Source organism: Pseudonocardia kongjuensis (assembly GCF_039526905.1).
GTDB lineage: Bacteria > Actinomycetota > Actinomycetes > Mycobacteriales > Pseudonocardiaceae > Pseudonocardia > Pseudonocardia kongjuensis.
Genome location: NZ_BAAAJK010000053.1, coordinates 223,023 through 246,942, shown reverse-complemented (window position 1 = coordinate 246,942; position 23,920 = coordinate 223,023). Strand labels below are relative to the sequence as shown.

Annotated in this window: 32 protein-coding genes and 1 pseudogene; 10 read left to right on the top strand and 23 right to left on the bottom strand. The window is 72.6% G+C overall.

The window, feature by feature from the left end; genetic code table 11:
• Positions 1–40: 40 nt before the first annotated feature.
• A complete protein-coding gene (locus tag ABD160_RS31025) occupies positions 41–313 on the top strand; it encodes an MSMEG_0570 family nitrogen starvation response protein (protein WP_344029823.1) in 273 nt (90 codons plus the stop codon).
• Here ABD160_RS31025 and ABD160_RS31020 read toward each other — a convergent pair.
• From ABD160_RS31020 to ABD160_RS31000, 5 genes and pseudogenes are all read right to left on the bottom strand, one after another.
• On the bottom strand, positions 303–1,481 hold the full coding sequence (locus ABD160_RS31020; protein WP_344029525.1) for a benzoate/H(+) symporter BenE family transporter: 1,179 nt from the start codon (positions 1,479–1,481) through the stop codon (positions 303–305). The genes ABD160_RS31025 and ABD160_RS31020 overlap by 11 nt on opposite strands.
• Before the next feature lie 9 nt (positions 1,482–1,490).
• A complete protein-coding gene (locus ABD160_RS31015) occupies positions 1,491–3,008 on the bottom strand; it encodes an HNH endonuclease (RefSeq protein WP_344029522.1) in 1,518 nt (505 codons plus the stop codon).
• Between the two features lie 29 nt (positions 3,009–3,037).
• Positions 3,038–3,911 (bottom strand): annotated as a pseudogene (locus tag ABD160_RS31010) (squalene cyclase).
• A gap of 87 nt (positions 3,912–3,998) precedes the next feature.
• Positions 3,999–4,523, bottom strand: coding sequence for a hypothetical protein (locus ABD160_RS31005; RefSeq protein WP_344029519.1), 525 nt, complete (start codon positions 4,521–4,523; stop codon positions 3,999–4,001).
• Between the two features lie 40 nt (positions 4,524–4,563).
• Positions 4,564–5,718 (bottom strand): acyl-CoA dehydrogenase, encoded by a 1,155-nt coding sequence (locus ABD160_RS31000; RefSeq protein ID WP_344029516.1) that lies wholly within the window; start codon positions 5,716–5,718, stop codon positions 4,564–4,566.
• A gap of 60 nt (positions 5,719–5,778) precedes the next feature.
• Between ABD160_RS31000 and ABD160_RS30995 the strand changes: the two genes are divergently transcribed.
• Positions 5,779–6,468 carry a TetR family transcriptional regulator gene (locus tag ABD160_RS30995; RefSeq protein WP_344029513.1) on the top strand — a complete coding sequence of 230 codons (690 nt, stop codon included), beginning with the start codon at positions 5,779–5,781 and terminating at the stop codon, positions 6,466–6,468.
• Positions 6,469–6,710: 242 nt separating this feature from the next.
• Here ABD160_RS30995 and purE read toward each other — a convergent pair whose 3' ends face one another.
• Positions 6,711–7,226, bottom strand: a complete 516-nt coding sequence (gene purE, locus ABD160_RS30990; protein WP_344029509.1) for a 5-(carboxyamino)imidazole ribonucleotide mutase — start codon at positions 7,224–7,226, stop codon at positions 6,711–6,713.
• Positions 7,226–8,446 carry a 5-(carboxyamino)imidazole ribonucleotide synthase gene (locus ABD160_RS30985; protein WP_344029507.1) on the bottom strand — a complete coding sequence of 407 codons (1,221 nt, stop codon included), beginning with the start codon at positions 8,444–8,446 and terminating at the stop codon, positions 7,226–7,228. The genes purE and ABD160_RS30985 overlap by 1 nt, the downstream gene beginning before the upstream one ends.
• A gap of 34 nt (positions 8,447–8,480) precedes the next feature.
• On the opposite strand from ABD160_RS30985, the gene ABD160_RS30980 reads away from it, so the two are divergent.
• Positions 8,481–8,999, top strand: coding sequence for a GtrA family protein (locus ABD160_RS30980; RefSeq protein ID WP_344029505.1), 519 nt, complete (start codon positions 8,481–8,483; stop codon positions 8,997–8,999).
• On the opposite strand, the gene ABD160_RS30975 is transcribed toward ABD160_RS30980, so the two are convergent.
• On the bottom strand, positions 8,996–9,610 hold the full coding sequence (locus ABD160_RS30975; protein WP_344029501.1) for a TetR/AcrR family transcriptional regulator: 615 nt from the start codon (positions 9,608–9,610) through the stop codon (positions 8,996–8,998). The genes ABD160_RS30980 and ABD160_RS30975 overlap by 4 nt on opposite strands.
• Before the next feature lie 128 nt (positions 9,611–9,738).
• On the opposite strand from ABD160_RS30975, the gene ABD160_RS30970 reads away from it, so the two are divergent.
• The gene (locus ABD160_RS30970) at positions 9,739–10,533 is read left to right on the top strand and encodes an SDR family NAD(P)-dependent oxidoreductase (RefSeq protein WP_344029499.1); all 795 of its coding nucleotides are present in this window, start codon (positions 9,739–9,741) and stop codon (positions 10,531–10,533) included.
• 1 nt (position 10,534) lies between these two features.
• Complete coding sequence (locus ABD160_RS30965) at positions 10,535–12,073, top strand: acyl-CoA synthetase (RefSeq protein ID WP_344029496.1); 1,539 nt, start codon at positions 10,535–10,537, stop codon at positions 12,071–12,073.
• Here ABD160_RS30965 and ABD160_RS30960 read toward each other — a convergent pair.
• Positions 12,070–13,344, bottom strand: a complete 1,275-nt coding sequence (locus ABD160_RS30960; RefSeq protein ID WP_344029493.1) for a sensor histidine kinase — start codon at positions 13,342–13,344, stop codon at positions 12,070–12,072. The two genes, ABD160_RS30965 and ABD160_RS30960, sit on opposite strands and share 4 nt — an antisense overlap.
• A gap of 176 nt (positions 13,345–13,520) precedes the next feature.
• Between ABD160_RS30960 and ABD160_RS30955 the strand changes: the two genes are divergently transcribed.
• The gene (locus tag ABD160_RS30955) at positions 13,521–14,453 is read left to right on the top strand and encodes a tyrosine-type recombinase/integrase (RefSeq protein WP_344029489.1); all 933 of its coding nucleotides are present in this window, start codon (positions 13,521–13,523) and stop codon (positions 14,451–14,453) included.
• A 5-nt stretch (positions 14,454–14,458) separates the two neighbouring features.
• On the opposite strand, the gene ABD160_RS30950 is transcribed toward ABD160_RS30955, so the two are convergent.
• Complete coding sequence (locus tag ABD160_RS30950; protein WP_344029487.1) at positions 14,459–14,761, bottom strand: helix-turn-helix domain-containing protein; 303 nt, start codon at positions 14,759–14,761, stop codon at positions 14,459–14,461.
• Between ABD160_RS30950 and ABD160_RS30945 the strand changes: the two genes are divergently transcribed.
• From ABD160_RS30945 to ABD160_RS30935, 3 genes are read left to right on the top strand one after another with little or no spacing between them, the layout of a single operon-like run.
• Positions 14,754–15,083, top strand: a complete 330-nt coding sequence (locus ABD160_RS30945; protein WP_344029484.1) for a hypothetical protein — start codon at positions 14,754–14,756, stop codon at positions 15,081–15,083. The two genes, ABD160_RS30950 and ABD160_RS30945, sit on opposite strands and share 8 nt — an antisense overlap.
• Complete coding sequence (locus tag ABD160_RS30940) at positions 15,080–15,307, top strand: hypothetical protein (RefSeq protein WP_344029481.1); 228 nt, start codon at positions 15,080–15,082, stop codon at positions 15,305–15,307. Before ABD160_RS30945 ends, ABD160_RS30940 begins: the two co-directional genes overlap by 4 nt.
• A gap of 24 nt (positions 15,308–15,331) precedes the next feature.
• The gene (locus ABD160_RS30935; protein ID WP_344029479.1) at positions 15,332–15,556 is read left to right on the top strand and encodes a hypothetical protein; all 225 of its coding nucleotides are present in this window, start codon (positions 15,332–15,334) and stop codon (positions 15,554–15,556) included.
• Between the two features lie 218 nt (positions 15,557–15,774).
• Here the strand turns inward: ABD160_RS30935 and ABD160_RS30930 are convergent, their stop codons facing one another.
• The 4 genes from ABD160_RS30930 to ABD160_RS30915 all read right to left on the bottom strand — a co-directional run bounded on the left by ABD160_RS30930 (position 15,775) and on the right by ABD160_RS30915 (position 17,447).
• Entirely contained in the window at positions 15,775–16,074 is a 300-nt protein-coding gene (locus tag ABD160_RS30930; protein WP_344029476.1) for a hypothetical protein, read from the bottom strand.
• A gap of 67 nt (positions 16,075–16,141) precedes the next feature.
• Positions 16,142–16,588, bottom strand: a complete 447-nt coding sequence (locus tag ABD160_RS30925; RefSeq protein ID WP_344029473.1) for a DUF7718 family protein — start codon at positions 16,586–16,588, stop codon at positions 16,142–16,144.
• A gap of 111 nt (positions 16,589–16,699) precedes the next feature.
• On the bottom strand, positions 16,700–16,924 hold the full coding sequence (locus ABD160_RS30920; RefSeq protein WP_344029470.1) for a hypothetical protein: 225 nt from the start codon (positions 16,922–16,924) through the stop codon (positions 16,700–16,702).
• Between the two features lie 169 nt (positions 16,925–17,093).
• Positions 17,094–17,447: a hypothetical protein gene (locus tag ABD160_RS30915; protein ID WP_344029466.1), complete on the bottom strand. Its 354-nt coding sequence runs from the start codon at positions 17,445–17,447 to the stop codon at positions 17,094–17,096.
• A 141-nt stretch (positions 17,448–17,588) separates the two neighbouring features.
• Here ABD160_RS30915 and ABD160_RS30910 point away from each other — a divergent pair, with 141 nt between their 5' ends.
• Positions 17,589–17,978: a hypothetical protein gene (locus ABD160_RS30910; protein WP_344029464.1), complete on the top strand. Its 390-nt coding sequence runs from the start codon at positions 17,589–17,591 to the stop codon at positions 17,976–17,978.
• Between the two features lie 225 nt (positions 17,979–18,203).
• Here the strand turns inward: ABD160_RS30910 and ABD160_RS30905 are convergent, their stop codons facing one another.
• From ABD160_RS30905 to ABD160_RS30865, 9 genes are read right to left on the bottom strand one after another with little or no spacing between them, the layout of a single operon-like run.
• On the bottom strand, positions 18,204–18,416 hold the full coding sequence (locus ABD160_RS30905; RefSeq protein WP_344029461.1) for a hypothetical protein: 213 nt from the start codon (positions 18,414–18,416) through the stop codon (positions 18,204–18,206).
• 23 nt (positions 18,417–18,439) lie between these two features.
• On the bottom strand, positions 18,440–19,960 hold the full coding sequence (locus tag ABD160_RS30900; protein WP_344029458.1) for a right-handed parallel beta-helix repeat-containing protein: 1,521 nt from the start codon (positions 19,958–19,960) through the stop codon (positions 18,440–18,442).
• Between the two features lie 36 nt (positions 19,961–19,996).
• Positions 19,997–20,698 (bottom strand): hypothetical protein, encoded by a 702-nt coding sequence (locus ABD160_RS30895; RefSeq protein ID WP_344029455.1) that lies wholly within the window; start codon positions 20,696–20,698, stop codon positions 19,997–19,999.
• 13 nt (positions 20,699–20,711) lie between these two features.
• Complete coding sequence (locus tag ABD160_RS30890; protein ID WP_344029453.1) at positions 20,712–21,029, bottom strand: hypothetical protein; 318 nt, start codon at positions 21,027–21,029, stop codon at positions 20,712–20,714.
• A complete protein-coding gene (locus tag ABD160_RS30885; RefSeq protein ID WP_344029450.1) occupies positions 21,026–21,379 on the bottom strand; it encodes a hypothetical protein in 354 nt (117 codons plus the stop codon). Before ABD160_RS30885 ends, ABD160_RS30890 begins: the two co-directional genes overlap by 4 nt.
• Complete coding sequence (locus ABD160_RS30880) at positions 21,379–22,002, bottom strand: hypothetical protein (protein WP_344029447.1); 624 nt, start codon at positions 22,000–22,002, stop codon at positions 21,379–21,381. Before ABD160_RS30880 ends, ABD160_RS30885 begins: the two co-directional genes overlap by 1 nt.
• Positions 21,999–22,826 (bottom strand): peptidoglycan-binding domain-containing protein, encoded by an 828-nt coding sequence (locus ABD160_RS30875; protein WP_344029444.1) that lies wholly within the window; start codon positions 22,824–22,826, stop codon positions 21,999–22,001. Before ABD160_RS30875 ends, ABD160_RS30880 begins: the two co-directional genes overlap by 4 nt.
• A gap of 38 nt (positions 22,827–22,864) precedes the next feature.
• On the bottom strand, positions 22,865–23,440 hold the full coding sequence (locus tag ABD160_RS30870) for a sortase domain-containing protein (protein ID WP_344029441.1): 576 nt from the start codon (positions 23,438–23,440) through the stop codon (positions 22,865–22,867).
• Positions 23,437–23,907: a hypothetical protein gene (locus ABD160_RS30865; protein WP_344029438.1), complete on the bottom strand. Its 471-nt coding sequence runs from the start codon at positions 23,905–23,907 to the stop codon at positions 23,437–23,439. The genes ABD160_RS30870 and ABD160_RS30865 overlap by 4 nt, the downstream gene beginning before the upstream one ends.
• Positions 23,908–23,920: the final 13 nt, after the last annotated feature.

Genomic DNA, 23,920 nt, shown 5'->3' with positions numbered 1-23,920 from the left:
GGGGTAACCGCGGGCACCTAGCGTCGCGGGCGTGCCCGAGATGATGTTCGACGTCCGGTGGCCGGACGGCACCGAGGTCAGCTACTACTCGCCGTCGCTGGTCGTGGAGGAGCACCTGGCGGCCGGGGTGTCGTACCCGGTCGCGGACTTCGTGGACCGCAGCCGGACGTGCATGGAGATCGCCGACGCCCGGGTCCGCGCGAAGTACGGCTTCGGCTGCAGCCAGTCGGCGCGCACCATCGCGCTGATCACGGCGGCGGCCGGGCGGTTCGCGCCGACCGACGAGGTGCGGGTGGAGTCGTTCAGGCGCTGACCCGGCGCCCCCGCAGCACCAGGTGCAGCACGATCCCCACCACCAGCCCCCAGAACGCCGAGCCGATCCCGCCGATCGTGAACCCGGCGGCGGCGAACAGGAACGCCATCGCCGCGGGCACCCGGGCCACCGGATCGGCCCCGGCGCCGGCCGGCACGGCCATCGCGCCGGTCACCGCGGCCGCGAACGTCCCGAGCAGTGCCAGCCCGGCGACGGACTCGACCACCCCGGGCGGTGCGGCCGCGACCAGTGCCGCCAGGGTCGTGGCGAGCGGCGCCAGCAGCAGGCAGGTGACGCCGTTGGCCTGGGAGGCGATCCAGCGCCGGGCCGGGTCCGGATGGGCCTCGGGCGAGGCGGGCAGTGCGGCGGTGATCGCGGCCAGGTTGATCGCGTGCGCGCCGGCGGTGGCGCCGATCATCGTCCCGGCGCCGGTGACCACCATCGCCTGCCGCCACGGGACCTGGTAATCGGCGGCGCCGAGCACGGCGACGCCGGGCAGGTTCTGCGAGGCCATCGTGACCACGTAGAGCGGCAGCGCGACGCCGACGACGGCCGCGACCGAGAACGACGGCGCGGTCACCGTCAGCGTGGGCGGCTGCAGCCAGGACCAGCCGTCGGCGAGCACGATGACGATCGCCAGCGCCAGCACGAACGCCGCGGGCGCCGCCCAGCGCGGCGCGAACCGCTGCAACACCACCCAGACGACGACGATCGGCGCCACCAGCAGCGGCTGCTCGGCCAGCGCCCGGACCGGCGCCAGGCAGAGCGGCAGCAGCACACCGGCGAGCATCGCCTGGGCCAGCGGCGCCGGGATCGCACCGACGATCCGGCCGAGCCGCCCCCACAGCCCGGTCAGGACGATCAGTGCCCCGGTGACCAGGAACGCGCCGACCACCGCGGGCCAGCCCCCGGCGACCGCTCCGGTCGAGGCGAGCAGCGCGGCACCGGGGGTCGACCAGGCGACGGTGATCGGGCGGCGGGAGCGCCGGCTCAGCCAGAACGTGGCCAGACCCATCAGCGCGGTGAGCACCACCAGCCCGGACGACGCCTGCGCCGGATCGGCCCCGGCGGCGGTGAGCCCGGCCAGGACGACCGCGAACGAGCTGGTGACCCCGACGACGGCGGACACGATCCCGACCGACACCGGCTGCAGCAACGATCGTTCCACGGGAGAACCCTAGATCCGCGGCACCCGTCTCCGGCGGACACGGCCCGTGCGTCGTCGGGCACTTCCCGGTGACCCGCGGCGCCGCGCGGGCGGGGCGGGCAGGCGACGAGGTCGGCCCGGTAGCCGACGGAGCCGCGACATGGACCAGCGACGGCGAGCACAGCCACCGAGCACTCGGGGACCGGCCCGCCGCCGTGATCCTGGTGATCCGGTCCGGCGCGCCCGGCTGAGGTAGGTGTGCCCGGTCGGCGTGGTGGTCCGCACCGTGTGCGGCGTGTCGCCCAGGCCGTCCGCCAGCACCTCGACCGACCAGCCCGGCAGCTCCCGGACGAGGTTGCCGCGGACGCAGACCGTCCGCCCGTTCGCCGGGGTCGTCGGGCCACCCCGGCGGGCGGGGACGATGTGGTCGATGTGCCGGCCCGGGGCGTCGCAGTAGGGATCGCGGCAGCGGTCGTCGTCGCGGATCCGGACCAGGGCGGCCGGCACCCCGCCGAAGTACCGCCGCCGCGGATCGGCGCCGACCAGCAGCCCACCGGCCGGGCGGGCGAACAACCGCCGCCACCAGCGCCGCCCCTGGGTGCCGGCGAGGATGTCGCGGGCGATGCCGACCGGGACCGGGCCGTGGCCGACGATCTCGGCGGTGCCACCGGCGGCGGGGTCGACCAGCTGGTCGACCCCGATCACGATGCCGAGCTCGACGTTCACGTCGGCCGCCCGGGCCTGCCCGGTCAGGCGTTCGACCAGGGTGTCGGCCATGATCTGGTCGCGGTTGCGATCGGATCCGGCGCCGACCACCGCATCGGCGTGCCGGCGCAGCGCGGCCAGGCAGGCGACGCCCTGCTCGACCGGGAGGTAGGCGGACAGCACCGCCATCGTGTCCGGCGCGGGCCGCAACCCGACCCGGCGGCCCGTGCGGGCGGTGCGGCCCCGGGCGACGTACGCCGCCGGGTCGCACTCGTAGGCCAGCCGCCGCGCGAGCGCCGCCGCGGCCCGGCGGCCGAGCTCGTCGATGCCGGCACCGGCCAGCTGCTCGTCGACCGAGCGCCGGGCCTCCCGGTCGAGATGGCGGGTCTCCGACACGACGTGCTCGGCGACCTCCTCGCTGATCCGCCCCGCCCGCAGCAGCGCGCAGACCCGGGGCAGGTCGAGGTGCAGCGCGCGGGCGCTGCCCAGCCGTCGCGAGCCGGCCGACGGGGAGATCCGGCAGGCCAGCGCGACCTGGTCGGCGATCCCGCGCTCGGCGGTGCGTGGATCGAGATCGCCGGCGGCGATCCGCTCCTCGACGGCGGCGCGGGCGAAGCCGACGATCTCGGCGCCGTGCCCGGCGGCGACCACGGCACGGAGGCGCTCGAACAGCGCGATCCGGTCGATCCGGACCGCCGGCCCGGCGCCGGTGGCTCCACCGGGATCCGAGGGGAGCCCGGCCAGCGCCTCGAGCACCGACCCGAGGACGGCGACGACCGGATCGGCACCCCCGGGATCGGCACCCCCGGGAGCGGGATCCGATCCGCCCTCACTCGACCACATGTTCGAACAGTAGCGCATCACCAGGCGTTCTATCGAGTCCTTTCCACATCGGATTCCCACCAGGCCAGCACCCGGAGCGCGTACAGGGTCAGCCAGCGCGACGGCTCCCCGGCCGGCACGTCCACCTCGAACCACACCGCACCGGGATCGCGCTCGCCCTGGACCCACCGGCCGTCCGGACGCTGCGCCGCCCGGACCACCGCGACCGCCTCGGCCAGCCGCGGATCCGGCCGTCCCCCGTCGAGCGCGGCGGCGCGGCGGAAGTGGTCGGTCGCCCGGAGCACGTCGTAGCGCCAGCGGAACGGACGGGCGAACCGGTCCACCCACGGCCCGACCCGCTCGCCGGTCGAACGCCGGTACAGCAGGCGGCGGCTCAGCAGGTACTCCTCGCCCGCCCTGCGGGCCGCGCGGGTCGCGACGGTGCCGCCGGTCGCAGTTCCAGCCGCCGTCGTCGAGCCGCTGCTCGACGAACCACCGCGCCAGCGGGTCCACGTCGCGACCGAGCCACACCCCGTTGGCGAGGGTGAACGCGTTGACACAGCAGTCCACCTCGCCGTCCCAGTAGGGCAGGTCGTCGTACTCCCACCGGCAGTGCCGCTCCAGCAGCTCCGCCGTCCGGCGGGCCCGCAGGACCTGCGGGTTCAGGCCCCACTCACGCAGCGCGTTCAGCGACCAGGTGGTGGCGGTCCAGGGCTGGCCGTCCACCCCGGTCGGCTGTGCGGGGAAGTAGGCGCCGCCCGCCCACCGGCCGTCCGGGTCCTGACGGGCGAGCAGCCGCGCGCCGAACCCCTCGGTCGCGACCCGCGCCCGGGTCCGCTCCCACACCTGCGGGGACGCGCCGGCCAGATCGCGCTCGACCTGCCAGCGCAGCGCCGGATCGGCGTCGAGCAACCAGTCGAGCAGCCGGTCGAGCAGCCGGTCGGGCCGCCGGTCGGGCCGCCGGTCGGACGTCGTCCCGGAACCGTCCCCCACGGTCGTGACGGTAGTGCGTCACCCCGGTCCGTGCCGCTCGATCAGCGCGCGTTGGTCGGCGTGCAGGGTGGTCGCCCACGGCAACGGCAGGCGCGCGTCCGGGTCCCGTTCACGCCGGTCCTGGAGGTCGGAGACGAACAGCCACTGCGCCGGGTCGAAGCCGTACCGCGCCGGCTTTCGCACGGTCTCCAACTGGACCGCCGCAGGTTCCAGGCCGACGCCGACCAGCTTGATCCCGGCCGTTCCGGCGTCGACGACGAAGCCTGCCCACCCCCAGGCGTAGCGCTGGTACGACAGCGCGTGCCCGGCGCCGTCGACCGTGCAGGACACGGTCGCCCAGTCCTGCCACTCCTGCGAGCGCGCCTGTACCCAGTCGATCTGCGCGGTGTTGAAGCCGGCCGGCAGCGTCACCGCCGACCGGTCCGGCCGCATGCGCTCGGTCAGCGTGAACAGGCACCCGAAGGCGAGATCAGCGCCGAGCGGGTAGGAGCCGGGGCGCTGGTTGTGGGTCCCGACCGACAGGTGGGCCCGGCCGTCGGGCACCCGGTGCCCCCGGTCCCTCCCGCGACGAGGCCCGTTCATCTCACTTGAGCAGGTTGCGCGCCATGACCATGCGCTGGATCTGGTTGGTGCCCTCGTAGATCTGGGTGATCTTGGCGTCGCGCATCATCCGCTCGACCGGGAAGTCCCGGGTGTACCCGGCGCCGCCGAGCAGCTGCACGGCGTCGGTGGTCACCTGCATCGCGGTGTCGGAGGCGAAGCACTTCGCGGCCGAGGAGATGAAGCCGAGATCGGCCTCGCCGCGCTCGGCGCGGGACGCGGCGACGTACACCAGCTGCCGGGCCGCCTCGACCTTCATGGCCATGTCGGCGAGCATGAACTGCAGCCCCTGGAACTCGGCGAGCGCCTTCCCGAACTGCTTGCGCTCCTTGACGTAGGCGGTGGCGACGTCGAGCGCGCCCTGGGCGATGCCGACGGCCTGGGCGCCGATGGTGGGCCGGGTGTGGTCGAGGGTGCGCAGCGCCGTCTTGAACCCGGTGCCCTCGGCGCCGATGATCCGGTCGGCCGGGATGCGGGCGTCGGTGAAGTAGATCTCGCGGGTGGGCGAGCCGTTGATGCCGAGCTTGCGCTCCTTCGGCCCGACCTCGAAGCCGGGGTCGTCCTTGTGCACGACGAACGCGGAGATCCCGTTCGCCTTCTTCTCCGGGTCGGTCACCGCCATCACGGTGTACCAGGTGGACTCGCCGGCGTTGGTGATCCAGCACTTGGTGCCGTTGAGCACCCACTCGTCGCCGTCGCGGCGCGCGCGGGTGCGCATCGAGGCGGCGTCGGAGCCCGCCTCGCGCTCGGACAGCGCGTAGCTGAACATCGCCTCGCCCGCGGCGACCGAGGGGAGCACCTGCTTCTTCAGGTCGTCGGAGGCGGACAGCAGCACCGGGGTGAGGCCGAGGCCGTTCACCCCGGGGATCAGCGACGACGAGCCGCAGACCCGGGCGACCTCCTCGATGACGATGCACCCGGCGAGCTCGTCGGCACCCTCGCCGCCGTACTCCTCGGGGATGATCACGGCGTGGAAACCGGCCTTGACCAGCGCGTCCCGCGCCTCGACCGGGTACCGGGCCTGCTCGTCGACCTCGGCGGCGTGCGGAGCGATCTCCTTCTCCGCCAGGTCCCGCACCGCCTCGCGCAGGGCCTGGTGCTCGTCGCTGAGCCGGTAGCTGTCGAAGTCGCTGTTCATGGCGCGAATCTTAACGGCACTCCGTGCCACGGGGCAACGCGTCTTGCTACCCTCCGTGCCATGACGAGCAGCACTCGCCGCGGGCGTTCCCCCGAGGGGCGTGCGGAGGTCCGGCGGGAGCTGGTCGCCGCGGCCGCCCGGCTGTTCACCGAGCGGGGCTACGACGACACCACGGTCGACGACATCGCGGCCGCGGCCGGCGTCGGCCGCCGGACCTTCTTCCGCTACTTCCGCGGCAAGGAGGACGCGCTGTCGCCCGACCACGAGCGCGGCCTCTCCCGGATCGCCGAGGTGTTCGCCGACGCGCACCCGGACGAGCCGCTGCTGTCGCTGGCACTGCGTGCCGCGGAGACCGTCTTCGATCTCTACACCGTCGACCCGGAGGTCGCCCGGCAGCGGTTCGCGCTGGTCGGCACGGTGCCCGCACTGCGGGACCGGGAGGCCGCCTCGGTGCACCACTACCGGCGGCTGTTCACCCGCGAGCTCGCGGCCCGGCTGACCGGCCGGCCGGACGGCGAGCTGCGCGCCGCGGTGACGGCGGCGGCGCTGGTCGCCGCGCACAACCAGGCGCTGCACCGCTGGCTCGCCGACGGCGCCCGCGACGCGGACCTGCCCGCCTGCGTCGATCACTTCCGCCGGGTCGCGCCGATGCTGCCGCTGGAGGTCGACGCCGAGCCGGACCTGGCCGAGGTCACCCGGCGGCTGGAGCGGGCCGCGCTGGCCCTCGAACGGCGCAGCGGCTCCCGCTGAACGACCCCGGACGTGCGTGATCCCCGGATCCACAGGATCCGGGGATCACGGGTGACCGTCTGGTATTGCCGGCACCACACCGGCTTCCACGACCGTCTCCGGGCCGGGGTCGCCCCCCGCCCGGCAGAACGTGGTGCTAGCTGAGGGCCACCTCACGTGTCCAGTAGCTCATCTGCTCGGACCACCTCCTCTCCCGTGTACCGACACCGTAACCACGTGCTCGGGCCCGGCGCCAGGAGAATTCAGCCCTGCCCGCGCGCGGTCGCCCGCAGCGCCGCGTCCTTGTCCAGCACGGTCCGCTCCAGGTCGGCCTGGAACTCCACCATCGCCTGGCGCAGCGCCTCGTCCCCGGCGCCGAGGATGCGCACGGCGAGCAGCCCGGCGTTGCGGGCGTTCCCGACCGCGACGGTCGCGACCGGCACCCCGGCGGGCATCTGCACGATGGAGAGCAGCGAGTCCATCCCGTCGAGGTACTTCAGCGGCACCGGCACGCCGATCACCGGCAGCGGGGTCGCGGCGGCGACCATCCCGGGCAGGTGCGCGGCGCCGCCCGCCCCGGCGACGATCACCTGCAGCCCGCGGTCGGCGGCGGAGGCGGCGTAGTCGAGCATCCGCTGCGGGGTCCGGTGCGCCGAGTAGACGCCGACCTCCCACGGCACGCCGAACTCGTCCAGCGCCGCACCGGTCGCACTCATCACGGGCCAGTCGGAGTCGCTGCCCATGACCACCCCCACCCGGGGGGTGCTCGCCTCGGCCATCAGGAGTCCTCTCGGGGGTCGTCCGCGTGCGCCGACCAGCCGTCGGCCCACCTCGCCGTGGCCAGCCAGCCGGCGGCCAGCTCGGCGCGCTCCCGCACGGCGTCGCCGTCGGAGCCCAGCACGGTCACGTGGCCGATCTTGCGGGCCGGCCGGCCGTCCTTGGCGTAGAGGTGCACCCGCGCGTCCGGGAAGCGGGCGAAGCAGTGGTGCAGCCGCTCGTCCATCGACATCGCGGGCTCCTCGGGCGCGCCGAGCACGTTCGCCATCACCGCGACCGGCGCGACCGGTGTGGTGGCACCGAGCGGGTAGTCCAGCACCGCGCGCAGGTGCTGCTCGAACTGCGAGGTGACGGAGCCCTCGATCGTCCAGTGCCCGGAGTTGTGCGGGCGCATCGCCAGCTCGTTGATCACGATCTCGCCGGGTGCGGTCTCGAACAGCTCGACCGTCAGCAGCCCGATCACGCCCAGCTCGGCCGCGATCCGCAGGGCGGTCTCCTGGATCCGCGCGGCCGCGTCGTCGCCGAGCCCGGGTGCGGGCGCGGTGACCCGGGCGCACTGGCCGTCGACCTGCAGGGTCTCCACCACCGGCCAGGCGGCCGCCTGGCCGAACGGCGACCGGGCCACGCTCGCCGCCAGCTCCCGGACCATCGGCACCGCGGTCTCGACCATCAGCGGGGTGCCGCGCTCGAGCAGGTCGGTGACCAGCGCGGCGTCCGGGCCGCGCAGGAACCAGACGCCGCGGCCGTCGTACCCGCCGCGGGTGGCCTTGAGCACCACCGGCCAGCCGTGCGCCGCGCCGAACGCCTCGACGTCGGCGGCGCCGTCCACCTCCGCGAAGTCGGGCACCGGCAGGCCCATCGCGGCCAGCCGCCTGCGCATGACGAGCTTGTCCTGGGCGTGCACCAGCGCCGACGGCGGCGGCCGCAGCGGGATCCCCGCCTCGGCGAGTGGCCGCAGCACCTCCTGCGGGACGCCCTCGTGGTCGAAGGTGACCGCCGAGCAGCCGACGGCGAGCTCGCGCAGCGCGCCGGCGTCGTCCGGGTCGCCGACCACCACGTCCGGGGTGACCCGGGCCGCCGGGTCGTCCGGCGAGGCCGCCAGCACCCGCAGTGTCTGCCCGAGCGCGACGGCCGCCTGGGCGGTCATCCGGGCCAGCTGCCCGCCGCCGACCATGCCGACCGTGGGCAGCCCGCTCTTCCCTGCGCTGTCAACCCTCTCCACAGGACGTGAAGCGTAATCTGGCACGATCGCCCACGTGACGGTGGTGGAGGCGACGCTCGCGCGGATCCCCCAGCCGTACCGTGACAAGGCCATCAAGCACCGCGAACTCATCAAGTTCCTGATGGTCGGCGGCACCACCTGGGTCATCGACACCGCGGTGTTCCTGCTGCTCAAGACGACCGTGCTGGACACCAAGCCGGTCACCGCGAAGGTGTTCGCGGTGCTGGTGGCGACGATCGTGTCGTACGTGCTCAACCGGGAGTGGTCGTTCCGCACCAGGGGCGGCCGCGAGCGGCATCACGAGGCGGCGCTGTTCTTCCTGATCAGCGGGGCCGGGGTGGCCGTGTACTCGGCGCCGCTGGCCATCTCGCGGTACGTGCTCGAGCTGCAGGTGCCGGGCGTCTCGCTGGTCACCCAGGAGATCGCCGACTTCGTGTCCGGGCAGATCGTCGGGACGCTGGCCGGGATGGCGTTCCGCTGGTGGGCGTTCCGCCGGTTCGTCTGGCCGGAGCAGTTCGTGCGACGCCAGCCGGTGCCGCCGCCCGCCGACTAGACCCGGGCGGCCGCGCGGACCAGCAGCGGCATGACGTCGTGCACCTCGTCGCGCAGCGTGTCCAGCGCCGCCCCGTCGCCGGACAGGTGGCCGAGCAGCGCCTGCTGGAAGATGCCGTCGAGCATGCCGTAGGCGGTGTGCGGGGGCAGTGCGGGCTCGGACCCGGCGAGCTCGGCGTAGCGGACGACGACCCGCCACACCATCTCCTCCAGCGTCCGGTCGATCTGCTCGACGGGCTCGCGCAGGCTCTCCTCGAACATGCTCTGCGCGCGCAGGTCGTACCAGAGGCGGTGCATCGGGGCCTCCTCGACGATCGTCTCGCGCAGCTTGCCGGCGAACGCCGCGACCAGGCCGTCCGCGGTCGTCGCGCCGGCCACCGCGCCGTCGTAGCGGGTGACGCAGACCGCCTTGTACCGCCGCACGCAGTAGACGATGAGATCGAGCTTGTCGGCGAAGTAGTAGTGCACCACCCCGTGGCTGAACGGCGAGTTGTTCGCGATCTCGCGCAGCGACGACCGCGCGTAGCCGAGCTCGCCGAGCGTCCGCAGCGCGGAGTCGGCGAGCGCACGACGCCGCGCGTCGTGCTTGTCGACCGGATTCGCCCGCGCCATGACCGGGACTCTAACCGATCACCGGACGACCGGTCACAGAAAACTTGACACCTGGCCGGAGAATTCTTGACAGTCGGATGGATCATCGCCCATGGTGTGGTCCCCATCACCTGCACACAGGAGTGCCAGTGACCCAGATCGATCTGACCGGCCGTACCGCACTCGTCACCGGAGGAGCCCAGGGTCTGGGCGAGGGCATGGCCCGGGCGCTGGCCGCCGCGGGGGCCCGGGTGGTGATCGCCGACGTCCAGGAGGAGCTCGGCGGCAAGCTCGCCGAGGCGCTCGGCGACCAGCACGGGGCCGTCCGGCTCGACGTGACCGACGACGCGTCCTGGTCGGCCGCCGTCGCCACCACCGTCGAGCGGTTCGGCGGCCTCGACGTCGTCGTGAACAACGCCGGGATCGAGGTCACCCAGCTCCTCGTCGACACCGAGCCGGACGACGTCCGCCGGATGCTCGAGGTCAACGTCGTCGGCACCATGCTGGGGATCAAGCACGCCTTCCGGGCGATGCGCCCGGGCGGCCCGGCCGGCCGCGGCGGCACCGTCGTCAACGTCGCCTCGGTCGCCGCGACCATCGCGTTCCCGGCGATCGGCGGGTACTCCGCGACCAAGTCCGCCGTCGACCGGCTGACCCGGGTCGCCGCGATGGAGTCCGGCAAGCTCGGCTACGGGGTACGGGTCAACTGCGTGTACCCCGGGCTGGTCCCGACCGCGATGGGCCAGAAGCTGGCAGTCGAGACGTCCGGGCTGGGGCTGTTCGAGAGCCCCGAGGCCGCGGTCGGCGCGGTGATCGAGCTGACCCCGTCCGGCCGGCTCGGCGAGGTCACCGACATCGCCGACGCGGTCGTCTTCCTCGCCTCCGACGCCGCCCGCTTCGTCAACGGCGCCGGGCTGCCCGTCGACGGCGGGATGGGCATGTGAGATGCGCCTGATCGACCACCTGGACAAGGGTGCGTCGCTGGGCCCCGACGCACCGTGCCTGGTCTGCGACGGCGAGATCCGCAGCTACGGCGAGGTGCGGGAGCTCGGCGACCGGATCGCCGCCGCCCTCGCCGCCGCGGGGGTCGAGCCGGGCGACCGGGTGGCGGTGCTGTCCGCGAACGATCCCACCGCGTTCACCTGCGTGTTCGGCATCAGCCGGGCCGGCGCCGTGTGGTGCCCGGTCAACCCGCGCAACGAGGCCGCCGAGAACCGCGAGCTGCTCGACCTGTTCGGCTGCTCGGTGCTGGTGTTCCAGGCGGCGTTCGCGCCGCTGGTGGACGCGATCCGGCACGACCTGCCCGGGCTGCGGACGCTGGTCTGCCTGGACGGCGATCCCGGCTGGGCGCTGGGCTGGGAGACCTTCCTGGCCGGCGGCACCGGGCCGGTCGACCGGCCCTGCCCGGACGACGTGGCGATGATCGTCGGCACCGGGGGCACCACCGGGCGCCCCAAGGGTGTCGTGCTGACCGGCACGAACATCGAGACGATGACGGCGATCACGCTGATGAGCTACCCGTGGCCGGCCCGCGGCGGGCGGCCGGTCTACCTGGCGCTCGCCCCGCTCACGCACGCCGCCGGGGTGCTCTGCTTCCCGGTGCTGTGCCGGGGCGGCTCGGTCGTCGTGATGCGCAGCCCGGACGTCGGCGGCTTCCTCGACCACGTCGAGCGGCACCGGGTCACGCACACCTTCCTGCCGCCGACACTGATCTACATGGTGCTCGACCATCCCTCGCTCGACCGGCGGGACCTGTCGTCGCTGCAGTGCTTCTGGTACGGCGCCGCACCGATGTCGGTGACCCGCCTGGAGGAGGCGCTGACCCGGATCGGGCCGGTGATGGCCCAGCTCTTCGGCCAGACCGAGGCGCCGATGATGATCTCGACGATGCCCCCGGAGGACCACTTCGGCCCGGACGGGGAGCCCGCGCGGGCCCGGCTGTCCTCCGCCGGGCGGCCGTCCCCGCTGGTCACCGTCGCCGTGATGGACGACGGCGGGCGGCTGCTCGGCCGGGGCGAGCGCGGCGAGATCGTCGTCCGCGGCTCGCTGGTGATGCGCGGCTACCACCGCGATCCCGATGCCACCGCCCAGGCGTCGGCACACGGCTGGCACCACACCGGCGACATCGGCTACCTCGACGACGACGGGTTCCTGTTCATCGTCGACCGGGCCAAGGACATGGTCATCACCGGCGGCTTCAACGTGTACTCCGCCGAGGTGGAGCAGGCCCTGATGGCCCATCCCGGGATCGCCGACTGCGCCGTGGTGGGGCTGCCGGACGACAAGTGGGGCGAGCGGGTCACCGCCGTCCTAAAGCTGCGCCCCGGCGCCGAGCTGGACACCGCGGAGCTGACGTCGTTCGTCAAGGGCCGGATCGGCGCCGTCAAGACACCGAAGCAGATCGAGATCTGGCCGGACCTGCCGCGCTCCAAGATCGGCAAGGTGCTGAAGACCGAGATCAAGAAGCAGCTCGCCGCGCCCTAGCGGGGGCCGGTCCGCTCCGCCGCCGGCGCACCGGCCGCGACGTCGTCGGTGCGGGCCGCGGGCAGGTAGATCCGGAAGACCGGCGGCCGGGCCCGGTAGAGCTCCAGCCGCCCGCCGTCGGCCTCCACCAGGGTGCGGGCCAGCGCCAGCCCCAGGCCGGTCGACGACTGCGCGGACACCCCGCGGTCGAACACGTGCGGGACGAGTTCCTCCGGCACCCCGGGGCCGGTGTCGGAGACCTCCACCTGCAACGCGTTGTCCGCGGCCCGCGCGCTGATCGTCACCTGGCCGTCGCCGTGCTGCACCGAGTTGTCCACCAGCGCGCCGACGGCCTCCCGCAGCCGGGCCGCGGTGACCCGGGCGAGCATCCCGTCCGGCACCCGCAACCGCAGCGACCGCCCGGCCCGCGACAGCGGCACCCGCCACTCCTGCGCGACCTCCTCCAGCGCCTCGGCCAGGTCGACCGGCTCGGCGCCCACCGCGCGGGCGGCGCGGGCGGACTCCAGCAGGTCGTCGAGCACCCCGGTCAGCCGCTCGGTCTGTTCCAGCGCGGCCAGCGCCTCCCGGCGGGCGTCCGGATCGGGATGGGTGGACAGCTCGTCGAGCCGCAGCTGCAGCGCGGTGATCCGGCTGCGCAGCTGGTGCGACACGTCCCCGACCAGCGCCCGCTCGCGCTGCAGCAGCTGTGCCAGCGCCGTCGCCGAGGAGTCGAGCACCTCCGAGACCCGGTCCAGCTCGGCGATGTCGTAGCGGGCCGGGGAGCGGCGGAAGTCCCCGGCGCCCAGCCGGGCCGCCCGGGCCGCGAGATCGCGCAGCGGATCGGACAGCCGGCGCGCGGTGTAGATCGCGACCCCGGTGCCGACCGTCACCGAGAAGCCGACCAGCAGCATCACCACCAGGACGACCTGGGTCTGCTGGGCCCGCATGATCGCGGTCGGCTGGGCCAGGGTGATCGTCCCGCCCGGCCCGAACGGCAGCGACTCGGCGACCGGGTCGACCACCTCGCGGACGCCGTACTCCATCGTCGGCGTGTCCGGGATCTCGATGGTGAGCCTGCTGTTCGCCGGGATCGCCAGCTCGATCGCGCCCGGCGGCGGCGCGGCGGTGCCGCTGTTCTCCAGGGTCCCGGTCAGCTGCTCGAGCCGCTGGGTCAGCTCCGCGCGGGTGAAGTCCTCGACGAGCTGCCAGGTCGCGAGCGCCAGCGGACCGCCCAGGAACAGCGCCGTCACCGCGACGGTGAGCAGCGTCGAGACCAGGATCCGGCGGCGCATCGGTCAGTCCGCGTTGTTGCGAAATGCCACGCTGCGGGCCGCGTGATCACAATGAGTCACAGGACGTTCACCGCAATTCGCCTAATCGTCGCAGCATTCTCGCCGCGCGCCTGTTTGCAATCTCCGCCTAGCGTGATCAATCCCACTGACACTGTCCCACAATGGAGGGTCCAGCGATGAGTGTTGATCACCCGATCGTGCCGCGTTCGCTTCCCGGCGGCTCTTACCGTACCGAGCAGATCTCCCACATCGAGCAACACCTCGACTGGATGCGCCGCTGCGGACTCGCCGACTCCACGCTGAAGGCCCGCCGGATGGTGCTCACCTACGTCGCCGAGTTCCTCGGCCACGACCCGGCCCACGCGACCGCCCATGACCTCGACCGGTGGCAGTCCAACCTCGACACCATCGCCAAGGTTCGCTGGCAGACCGCGATGATCACGCCCTACTACCGCTGGCTGCAGGCTCACGGGATCCGGCAGGACAACCCGGCCGCGCTGCTCCCCCGGCCCCGCCGGCGCGCCCGCGTCCGCCGGCCGATCCCCGAGGACCGGCTGTTCACCGCCGTGGTCGAGGCCCCGATGCCGGTCCGCGCCTACCTGCTGCTCGCCGGCTGGTCCGGACTGCGCGCCACCGAGATCGCCGCACTGCGCCGCGAGGACATCACCCCGAACCTGGATGGCACCAGCTGGGTCGCGCTGGTGCGCGGCAAGGGCGACCACGAACGCGTCGTCCCGATCCCGGACTGGGTCTACGAGGACATGCTCCCCCACCTGCCCGACAGCGGCCCCTGCTTCACCCGGCTCTACGGCGACCGCACCCAACAGATCACCCGCAAACAGGTCTCCCAGAACGTCGGCTACTACCTGCGCAAGAAGCGCAAGATCCCCGACACCCTGCACTCGCTGCGCCGCCGGGTCGCCACCGCGCTGCTGCACGACACCCGCGACGTCCGGATGGTGCAGGAGCTGCTCGGCCATGCCAGCCTGAGCACGCTGCACTTCTACGGCGACGTCACCCTGCAGGACATGACCTCGGCCGTCGCCCGGCTGCCGCGGCCCGAGTTCCCCTCAGCCGAGGGCGACGACGATCTGGCGGAATCGGCATGAGTCGCTCAGTTCCGACGCGGGCGGGGTCGAGGCCGTCCGGCCGAGAGCAACGCCAAGACCCGGTTCAGGTCGTAGCGGGCGTGCCCACCGGCCGTCCGATGGTCGGCGTCGATCAGCCCGTCGCGGGTCCAGTTCTGCACCGACCGCACGGTGACGCCGAGCTCGCGGGCGAGTTCTCCGCTGGAGACGTACCGGCGCGCCACACGCTGCAAGGTGTCTCGCGCTTCACCGCGGTCTTCCGCGTTTTTCGCGTTTTTCCTGGATTTCACACCATTGATCAACACCGATGGAGCAGCCCCGATGACCACCGACACCTCCGCCCCGCCGGCGCTGAGCACAGCCGCCGCGGTGCTCGCGGCCCTGGACAAGGTCCGCGACGAGACAGCTGCGCTGCGAGTCCCGGGCCCCGGGCTCGCGCTGGACGGAGACGAGTGGCAGGCCTGGTATACCCGCCGCGCCGAGCTGCTCGATCGGGAAGCGGCCTGCTGGGACACGGCACACCAGCTCCCCACGTCGGAGCTGACCACGTCCTTCGAGTTGGTCCTCGCGGCGACCAGCCGTGCGCATTGGGCAACGCGCGACGCGGCCAAGGATCTGCGTCGCGAGGCGCGCCGCGACGCGCGGAAGTGAGCGAGCCCGGTTCCCCGTCGTGGAGCCGACAGGTCGCGGCGTTCGCCGTGCACCCCGGGTTCGTCGAGCAGTTGCTCGCCGAGCACGTCGACGACGGCGCCGGCCGCTGCTCGAGCCCGACGTGCACGACCTCAGGTGGCTACAGCCGGGCCCGGTGGCCGTGCGGGATGTCGCAGCTCGCCGACGCCGCGGTCGACCTGATCCGGTCCCGGCGCCGGACCTGACCTGCGGGAGAGAGGACTACCACGATGACCGGTCGCGAGCACACCAGCGGGATCCGCTGCGGCGCCGACCAGTGCACCCGGCGTGCCGAGGTCGCCGTGCACTACGACGACGCGCTGATCCGGCTGGCGTGCCTGACCGACGCGATCGAGTTCGTCACCCGGGCCCTCGACGCCGACGACCCGGTCCGGGTGACGCTCCTGTACGACGAGCAGAACCGGCAGCTCACCATCGGGCCGCGGGGTGCTTAGCGTGGCCGCGGTGACCAGGAAGCGATCGATCGACTAGCAGTCCTCGTACAGGTTGCACGCCTTGAGGCACTCGACGAGAGGGCTGTTGGGGCCGGCGGTAGGACCGTGCAGGTCTGGGATGTGTGGTCGGGTGCCCGGTGAGGTCCCGGCGTGACGACGGGCCCCGCCCGGACCACGTGACAGCGGTCCGGGCGGGGCTCGTTTCGTGCGTTATGGGGTCAAGCTCCGCAGAGGAACCTGGCCGCGACCTTCTCGATGACGATGGTGTGCGCCGTCTGCAGGTACTCGAAGAACATCTCGACGGTGCTCTCCTCGTGGACCATGGTGATCGTGTCGTCTTCCTCGGCGACGACGACACGCTCCGCGGTCGCTGGCCAGAACAACCCGAACTCGTACCCGTCTTCGTTGTCGCACGGCATGGCAACTACTGCACGATTCTCGAACGTCCGTAGCCGCCCGAACACGTAGCTCATCCGATCTTCAGGCAGGGCAGGGATGACGGTCAGGGAGTTCCCCACGCCAGCCGCCTGCAGCGTCGATCGGTAGTCACGGCTCCGGGTCAGCCGAGCCAACGCGGGAACCATGTCAGCGCGCCGTTGCTCCGCCGTTTCCACGTCGTGACCTCCGCTCGTTCTCTTCCCAGTCCTTCGAGACGCGCTCGATGGCGTAGTCCATGCCGCTTTCCAGTTCCTCATACGAGGTGACGGGCCGCAGCGGATGTTGTTCGATCTCACGCTCGTCGCGGTCGTAGTAGTGCACGTGCACACCCTTGCCGTGACATGAGTCATACAGTGCCACACGGCGGACGTCGCCGTCTTCGTGTGTGCGCTGGATGACCGCGAACTCGACGATCCGGTTGTACTGGTCCGTCTCGTACCGCAGGAGGTACGACACCGTCTCGCTGATCGGGATGATGTCGATCCACTCGTCCTCGGCGGGCAGCTCGGGCGCCCACGCGCCCCGGGTCTGCGACGGGACCGCGCTCATATCGACGAGGCGGCGGTCGCTCGCGCGACTCTTTCGGGGGCACACGGGAGGAATCGTACGGGGCACCACCGACGACCCTGTGACACCCCTCGCACTTGATCACCCGAACGGTCGTTGCGGAGTGGTCACCTGCAGGTTAGGCCACTCGACGCTCTGTCAACGGTTCGCGACACGCTCCCACACCGCGTCGGGGACGGTGAACCACAGCTCGTCTGCGCGAACCTCCGGGCCTCCCTGGAACCCCGGGGTCGCTGTCGAGATGCCGATCGCGTTGAGACCAGCGGCCGCCTTCGGGGACAACGTCCGGGTGGATCGGATCTCGTCGCGCTCGGCCTCGGTCAGCCCGTCGATCCAGCCGTCGATCGCCGCAGTGTCGGTCATGGTCTGGATATCGCGCGCGAGCCCTCGTTGTTACCCGCCCACCTGGCGGTCCGGCGGCGTGTCGGGGAACTTCGCCGACGTAGTTCCTGGGCCCACGAATGAAACCCCCCGGCGCACACCCTGAAGGGAGGGTGCACACCGGGGGTTCGCTGCTGCCGCGAGCACTCTCTTACATGTCGGCACGCCGCAGTCGGTTCGGTGCCCGCCCGTCGGCCGGCCGACGCTGGGCGGGGATCGGGATCGTGGGCGCGGTGAACGTCCAGGCACGCAGGACCCTCACCGCGACGTCGACCCGTAGGTCGGACAGCAGCCGTGCTGCCCGGTGGCCGGCGGTGACCCGCTTGCCGTTCTCATTGTGCTGCACGTAGGACACGCACAGAGCCGGGCCGCAGCGTGGGCAGGTGCGCCGCTGGTGGTAGCGCGGCGGGAGATGGACGGCCTCGGGGCAGCCGCACCAGCAGCGCGGGCGGAGCGCCTCGGTCGCCGCACGGAGCCGCTGCTGGGCGGTCGGCTGATCAGGCACGGTGGACCCTCCACTCGCTCGACTCGAATGACGACCGGTCATCACTTCTGACTAGACCGTCCGGCGGGAGGTAACGACGACCGTATGGCTGCGACACACTAGGCGACAGTTCCACCCAATCCGTCGTGGGGAGACAGCGCGATGTCCGTTCAGCAGCCCGGGAACCAGCTCAGCGGCGCTGCGGGGCGCCTGTCCGGGCGGCAGCACCGCGCTGTGGACCACCGGATGTCGGAGGTGCTGGGCAACTACGACAAGCCGCCAGCCGTCTCCGGGTGGACGCGGTTCCGGCACGACATGAACGTGATGGCGCAGGTCCAGCACGGCCGGCCCGCGTTCCCACACTTCATCCACTTCGTGTTGACGGTGTTCACGTCGGGGCTGTGGGGGATGGTGTGGTGGGCGCACTGGATGGGTTCGGCGCGGCGCCGATACCAGCGTGAGCGGCTGACGCAGCTGGACGCGGCGGGGATGCTGCACGCCGAAGACCTGTTCGTGCCGGGGGTGAAGGGAACCGAGCCGCCATGGCGGTGAACGCCCTCAGGATCGGCAGGTCATCGCAGCGCGCGCACGGAAGAGTGGTTGAGATCCTCCGATGTGAGTCCTGACCGCGCGGCGGGCAGGCCGCTCAGCAGGTAATGCAGCATGGGAAGTAGACGTGCGCGGCTGCGTCCGACCCCGGTGCGGGAGCGCCCCGGGTCGGTCGTCGGGCGGCCGGCGTTGATCGACTGCTACTGGTGGGTCGTGCCCGCGCTGTTCCTACTGGTCGCTGTAATCGCGCTCGTCACGGTGTAGATCGGCGTCGAGGTGCTCTTCCGCACGCTGCTGTCCGTAGGCGACGACGCCGAGGAGCACAAGAACGACGACCGCGGCACCAGCTCCTATCGAAGCGAGGATGGTCCACAAGCGCAGCGTCGATTGACGGTTCATGCCGAACTCCCCCAAGATGCGAGCGCTGTCTTCCCGGTCCACTTCGTCGCTGGCACCCCATTAGGTCAGGGAGCGGAATAGCTGCCGGAGAGGAAGTAGGTGAAGGTGTCCGTGCCGGTCATGTAGTACATCGACAGCACCCCGGCGGGGTCGACTCCGATCATGGCGTTGCCGGCGCCGGCGTTCGAGCCCTTGGCGTAGCCGATGAACTGCAGGATGGAGGGCCACGCCGCCGCGTTCGGGATCGTGCCGATCTTCGTGCGGACGCTGCTGGACTTCGGGATGACACCGCCGCGCAGGTGCACAACTCCGTTGTCGACACGGTACTGCGGTGGGTAGGTGCCGTTGGCGTTGTAGTCGCCGTCGAGGGTGATGTTGGTCCACGGCACGTGCGCGATGTTGTTGCTGCCGATCCGGGAGATGCCCCGGTCCCAGAAGTCGAGCATGATCGGCGTCGAGTAGTTGTCGATCGTGTTCCCGACGATCACGACGTCGGTCGGCTTGCCGGACATCCCGGCGGCAATGATGCCCTCGCGCAACGTCTGGCGGGCGCCGCTGCCGTCGATCCGGTTACCGATGGCCTGGCAGCGGATCGACTGTGCGACGCGTGAGGCGTTCCCTCCGATGAGCGCGATCCCGCGGGGGCAGCCCGTGATGATGTTGCCGGTGACCAGGATCGAGTCGCCGCCGTGGGTGTCGATGCCCTCCCAGTCCACCTGGTGCACGGTGTTCCCGATCGCGATGCAGTCCGTGGAGCGGGCGGCCAGGGTGTTGTCTGTGTCGGTGAACGCGATCCCGTAGACGTTGACCACGCCCGAGGTCAGGGGTCCGTCGCTGATCTCGTTGTCCGAGACCCGGCAGCGCAGCCCGGAGATCACCATGACGCCCGAGTAGAGGAAGCGGCGGACCGTGTTGCTCGCGACGCGGGCGCCTTCGCACCACTCGAGCCACACGCAGTCGCCGCGGCACTGGAGGATCGCGTTGTCGTGGATGTCGATGCCGGTCAGCCGGGCAGTGCTCGTCCCCACGGCGCGGATCAGCTTCTGGGTGGAGTCGTAGCTGTTCGCGGTGCCGGCGCCGCCGGTGATGGTGGCACCGGTGATCTCGACGCTCGAGCTGGTGATGCGGAACGCCTCGCCCGAAGTCCGGGTGAACGTGCCGCCGATCAGCCGGGTCGGCTTGCTGATCGTCATCGTGCTGCTCAGGGCGATCGTCACCGAGCTGTCGACGTAGACGTCGCCGCCGGCCGCGAGGGCTGCTACGAGCTCGGCCTGGGTGCGCACGGGCCGGGTCGCGGCGCCGATCGCGTCCGGTGTGAGGGGATCCGAGCCGCCCGGACCGTGCGAGCCGGCGTGCGAAGTCGGGGCCCGTGGGTTGGAGTTCCGCGGGTCGTCGTTGCGGACCGGGTGCGCCGGCGCGGACGGGTTCGGGATGACTGGCGAGGACCCGAACGTCTTCGTGCCGTTGACCGTCTCGTTGCCGGTGCGGTGCACCACCGTCGAGTCGTCGGCCTTGCCCTCGCGTAGCGCCTTGACGCCCTGGCCGATCGCCGTGAGGACGGCCTCCAGCCGCGTCTCCTGCGGCATAGTTCACCCTCTTCCGGGTCGCGCGGCGGGGAGGGGCTACTGCAGGGCGGCGGTGTAGATCGCGACCAGGTCCCGGTCGGGGTTGCCGATGTCAGCGGCGGCGACGGCGCCGATGTTGCTGCGTGCGGTGTTCTGCTGGGTGCCGGTCAGGGACTGGGCCTGGTCGAACCGGACCCGGGCGGCCAGCGCCGCGTTGATCGCACCCAGCGCGGTGTCGTTGCCCTGCAGCAGGTTCTGGATCTCGACCAGGGTGTCGTACTCGGCGCCGGCCCCACCGATCAGCTCGGACTTCGCCTCGGCCTTCGCCGCGGCGACGGCGGCGAGGATCGTGGCAGCGGACAGGGTGCTGTCGGTGGCCGTGGTGGCACCGTCGTCGATCACCCCGGACACAGCGGTGTCGATCTCGGCCGCCGTCTTGGACGACGACCAGGCCGTGCTGGACGACGGGGCGCCGTCGTCGATCGCGTCGGCCACCGCGCCGGCCCGGGCGGTGTCGATCTCGGAGCGGGTCTTCGTCGACGACCACGTGGTGGAGGTGCTGGTCGAGGCGTCGTCGATCCCCGCCGCGGTGGCGATGAGCGCGTAGATCTCGTTGAGCGCGTTGACCAGGCTCGTCTTGTCGGTCGTCGCCAGCGCCGCCAGGTCCGCGGCGTTGCCGTTGAGCAGGACCCTGAGCGCCTTGTCGCCGGTGCCCATCGTCTGGGCCAGCTCCTGGAGGCGAGTCTCCAGCGTTGCCATGGTGATCTCCTTGTCAGAGCAGGGCGTTCCGGTACCACAAGGTCAGGTCCGGGATGTTGTCGTAGGCCGGGTGCGGGGCCGGGTCGGCCGTGTGCGCGGCGAGCTTGGTCTCGACCTCGTCCTTGGTGGCCATCGGCTCGGCGAACTGCGGGTTCGGGTAGCTGCCGGCGAGCACTCCCCCGGCGGGTCCGGTGGGTGTGGAGGCCGCCGGGGTGTTCACCCGGGCGCCGCCGGCGGCCCGGACCGGGGCTGCCGGGACGCGGGCCCTGCCGACGACGACCGGTGCGTCGTCCTCGACGATGGCTTCGCCCGCGGCGCGGATCTCGTTCATCGGGACGCCACCCAGGGCGCGGTCACCGTGGTGGTGGGGAAGATGAGCTGGTCGTCGACGAGGATGTCGTAGACGCCGCGGTCGAAGCCCAGGGCGGCGGTCTGCTCGGCGGTCATCGGGTTGAGCTGCGCGGCCAGGACCGGCTGGTCGTCGTACTCGTCGGGCAGGACCAGCTGCACGATCGCTGTGCCGAAGGTGTGCAGGACCTGGGTCGAGTTCGCCGCCCGGCGGACCTTCGACACGACCGTCAGGCTCCGACCGTCCGGCCGCAGCGGGGCGCCGTCGTCGTCGACGAGGACCCACTGGTGGGCGCGGAACACCGCGCCGCGGCGGATCTCGAGTTCGTGCATCAGTCCCCTCCGCGGTGATGGCGGGGCGCACCGCGCCAGCGCTGGCCGACGTCGATCCGGTCCCGGCGGTCGGCGATCGCGCGGCCCTCCCGGATGTCGGGTGCCGACGAGCGGATCTCCCAGTCCCGCTCGTAGTCGCGTCGCGGGCGCTCGGTGTCGGTGACGGGCGGCGGGTCGGGGGCGCGCATCGGGCGGGCCCGGTCGACGGCCGGGAAGCTGCGGGTCCCGGTCGGGGCCGCCGGCGCCTGCTCGGCGGCGCGGCGCTCGGCGAGCTCGTCGAGGGCCTGCTCCAGCAGGTCCTGGTCCCGGGTGCGCAGGACCCGCCCGGCGGCGTCGCGGGGCGAGCCGATCGGAGTCACCACCTGCTCGGCGCGAGCGACGGTGCGCCGCCGCGCGGTCTCGGCGCCGGCCAGCGGCAGCAGGATCGCGAGCATCGCCGCGCCGAGGTCGACCAAGGTCGGGACCCGGCCGGCGGCCAGCACGGTCGCGATCACCAAGGCGCCGGGCAGCAGGGCGCCGCCGATCGCCCACCACTGCTGCTGGTTGGAGATGTCGTTGACCGGGCGCGGGCGGGCCGGTGGGACGTCGCTGCTGCGCGGCCACGGCTGCTGCGGCGCGGTCACGGCCGGAATCCGTGCTGGCGCATGGCCGCGAGGGTGCGGGGGCCGACGTTCGTGCCGTCGGCGTCCGGGCCGGTGACGCCGGCGCGGCGCTGGAACTCGCGGACCACGGCGACGGTCTGGGGGCCGTACCGCTTCGGCGCGAGGTCGATGCGTGCGTAGGCGGGGAAGGTGGTGTTGAACCAGCGCTGCACGTGCTGCACGTAGTCGCCGGTGTCGCCCTCGGCGAGGTAGCCGCCCTGCGGGCTCGACCCGGCCGGTGGGGTCGCCGGGGACGGGGTCGCGCCGCGCAGCAACGCCTCCCAGGTCCGGACCCGGTCCTCGAGCCAGCGCCCGTACTCCTGCGCGGCCTCGGGTGCCCTGGCGTAGGGCTTGCCGGAGTTGTAGATCGCGCCGGCCTCGCGCAGGCTGCCGCCGCCGGCCTTGATGCAGCGGGCCATCTCGGCGGCGCCGACCTGCAGGTTCCAGCGCGGGATCCAGCAGCCGCCCAGCGCGTCTGCCTGGTCCTGGAAGGTGTGCCAGGTCAGCTGGCTCGGTCCCACACCCTGGTTCCCGGCCCGGCCGGCGCGCCGCTCGGTCCGATACCGCAGGTAGGCCTGCTCGGTGACGACCGCGCCGGGGGTGTAGAGCACGCCGCGGCCGCGGACGTTGTCGCCGCCCCATACGTTCTGGCCGGAGGCGAGTACCCCGCCGACCTTGACGCGGGATTCGCGGTTGAGCTTCGCGCACATCACGGCGAGCGGGAGCCCGGCCGCGGAGGCGGCGGCGATGGTGTCTTCGGGATTGAGGATGGCCTGCTTACGCAGGACGTCGACCGCGCTCGGCACGGGCGATCACCTCCATGTCGTCGACGTGAGGGGGCTGGTCACAGGCCGGCGAACACGACGACCTGATCGCGGTAGCTGCGGGCGGCCGGGTCGAACATCCCGCCGCAGGTGATCAGGCGCAGCTGCGGGCCGGTGGTGTTGCCGTAGACCTCGCGGGCGGCCGGGCCGCTGGGGTCGTCGAACGCGGACTTCGGGTAGCTGCGGACCGCGACCACGACGAAACCGACCGTGGTGCCGTCGGCGAGGTCGACGAAGATCCGGTTGCCGGGTGTGAGCTCGTCGATGTCGGCGAAGATCCCGGGCTGGCCGCGGCGGCCGTCGATGATGCCGTCGACGTGGCCGTAGAGCACCGCCGGTCCGGGCTGGCCGGGTTCCGGGGACCAGGTCGCCCACGACGCTTGCATCGGCTGCTCGACCGAGGGGACCTCGGGAGAGCCGTCGGGCAGCATCCCGGTCCGGATCAGCGTGGAGCGGGCCGGGAGCTGCGGGATCCGGACGCTGGTCGGCGCCGGCGCCGCAGCCGGGGCGGCCGGGGTCGGGGCGGGCGCCGGTGGTGGGGTGCACCCGGTCAGGGCGAGGACCAGCGCCAGCGCGGTCAGCAGGGACCGCGTCACGCAGGTCCGCCACCGGTCTCGGCCGCGCCGACCGGGAACTGGTCGAGCTGATCGAAGCCCGACGGCGGCGGCGCGCTGGTCGTGGCGCCGCCCGGGGCGGTGCTGGTGATCGGCGCCGGCGCGGTGGGTGCCGGGGTCTCGGTCGCCGGCAGCGGGACGGGCGTCGGGGTGGCCTGGGTGGTGCAGTCCAGGGCGGTGCGGACCTGGTCGAGGTCGACGCCGGCGGCGAGGGTGACCCCGTCGGGCTCGCGCGGCACCGTCAGCGAGGCCAGCGGCTGCAGGTCCTGCACGAGCTGGGTGTCGGCGACGCGGGCGAGCAGGGCATCGACCTGGTCGATGTCGGTGGCGGCGCACAGCTGCACCGCGGACACCGGCGGCGGGTCGTCCTGGGCACCGGCGACGCCGGAGGTGCACGCGGCGGCGGTGACGATCAGAGCGGCGAGCGGGACAGCGGTCAGAGATCGCATAGCGGGGCTCCTT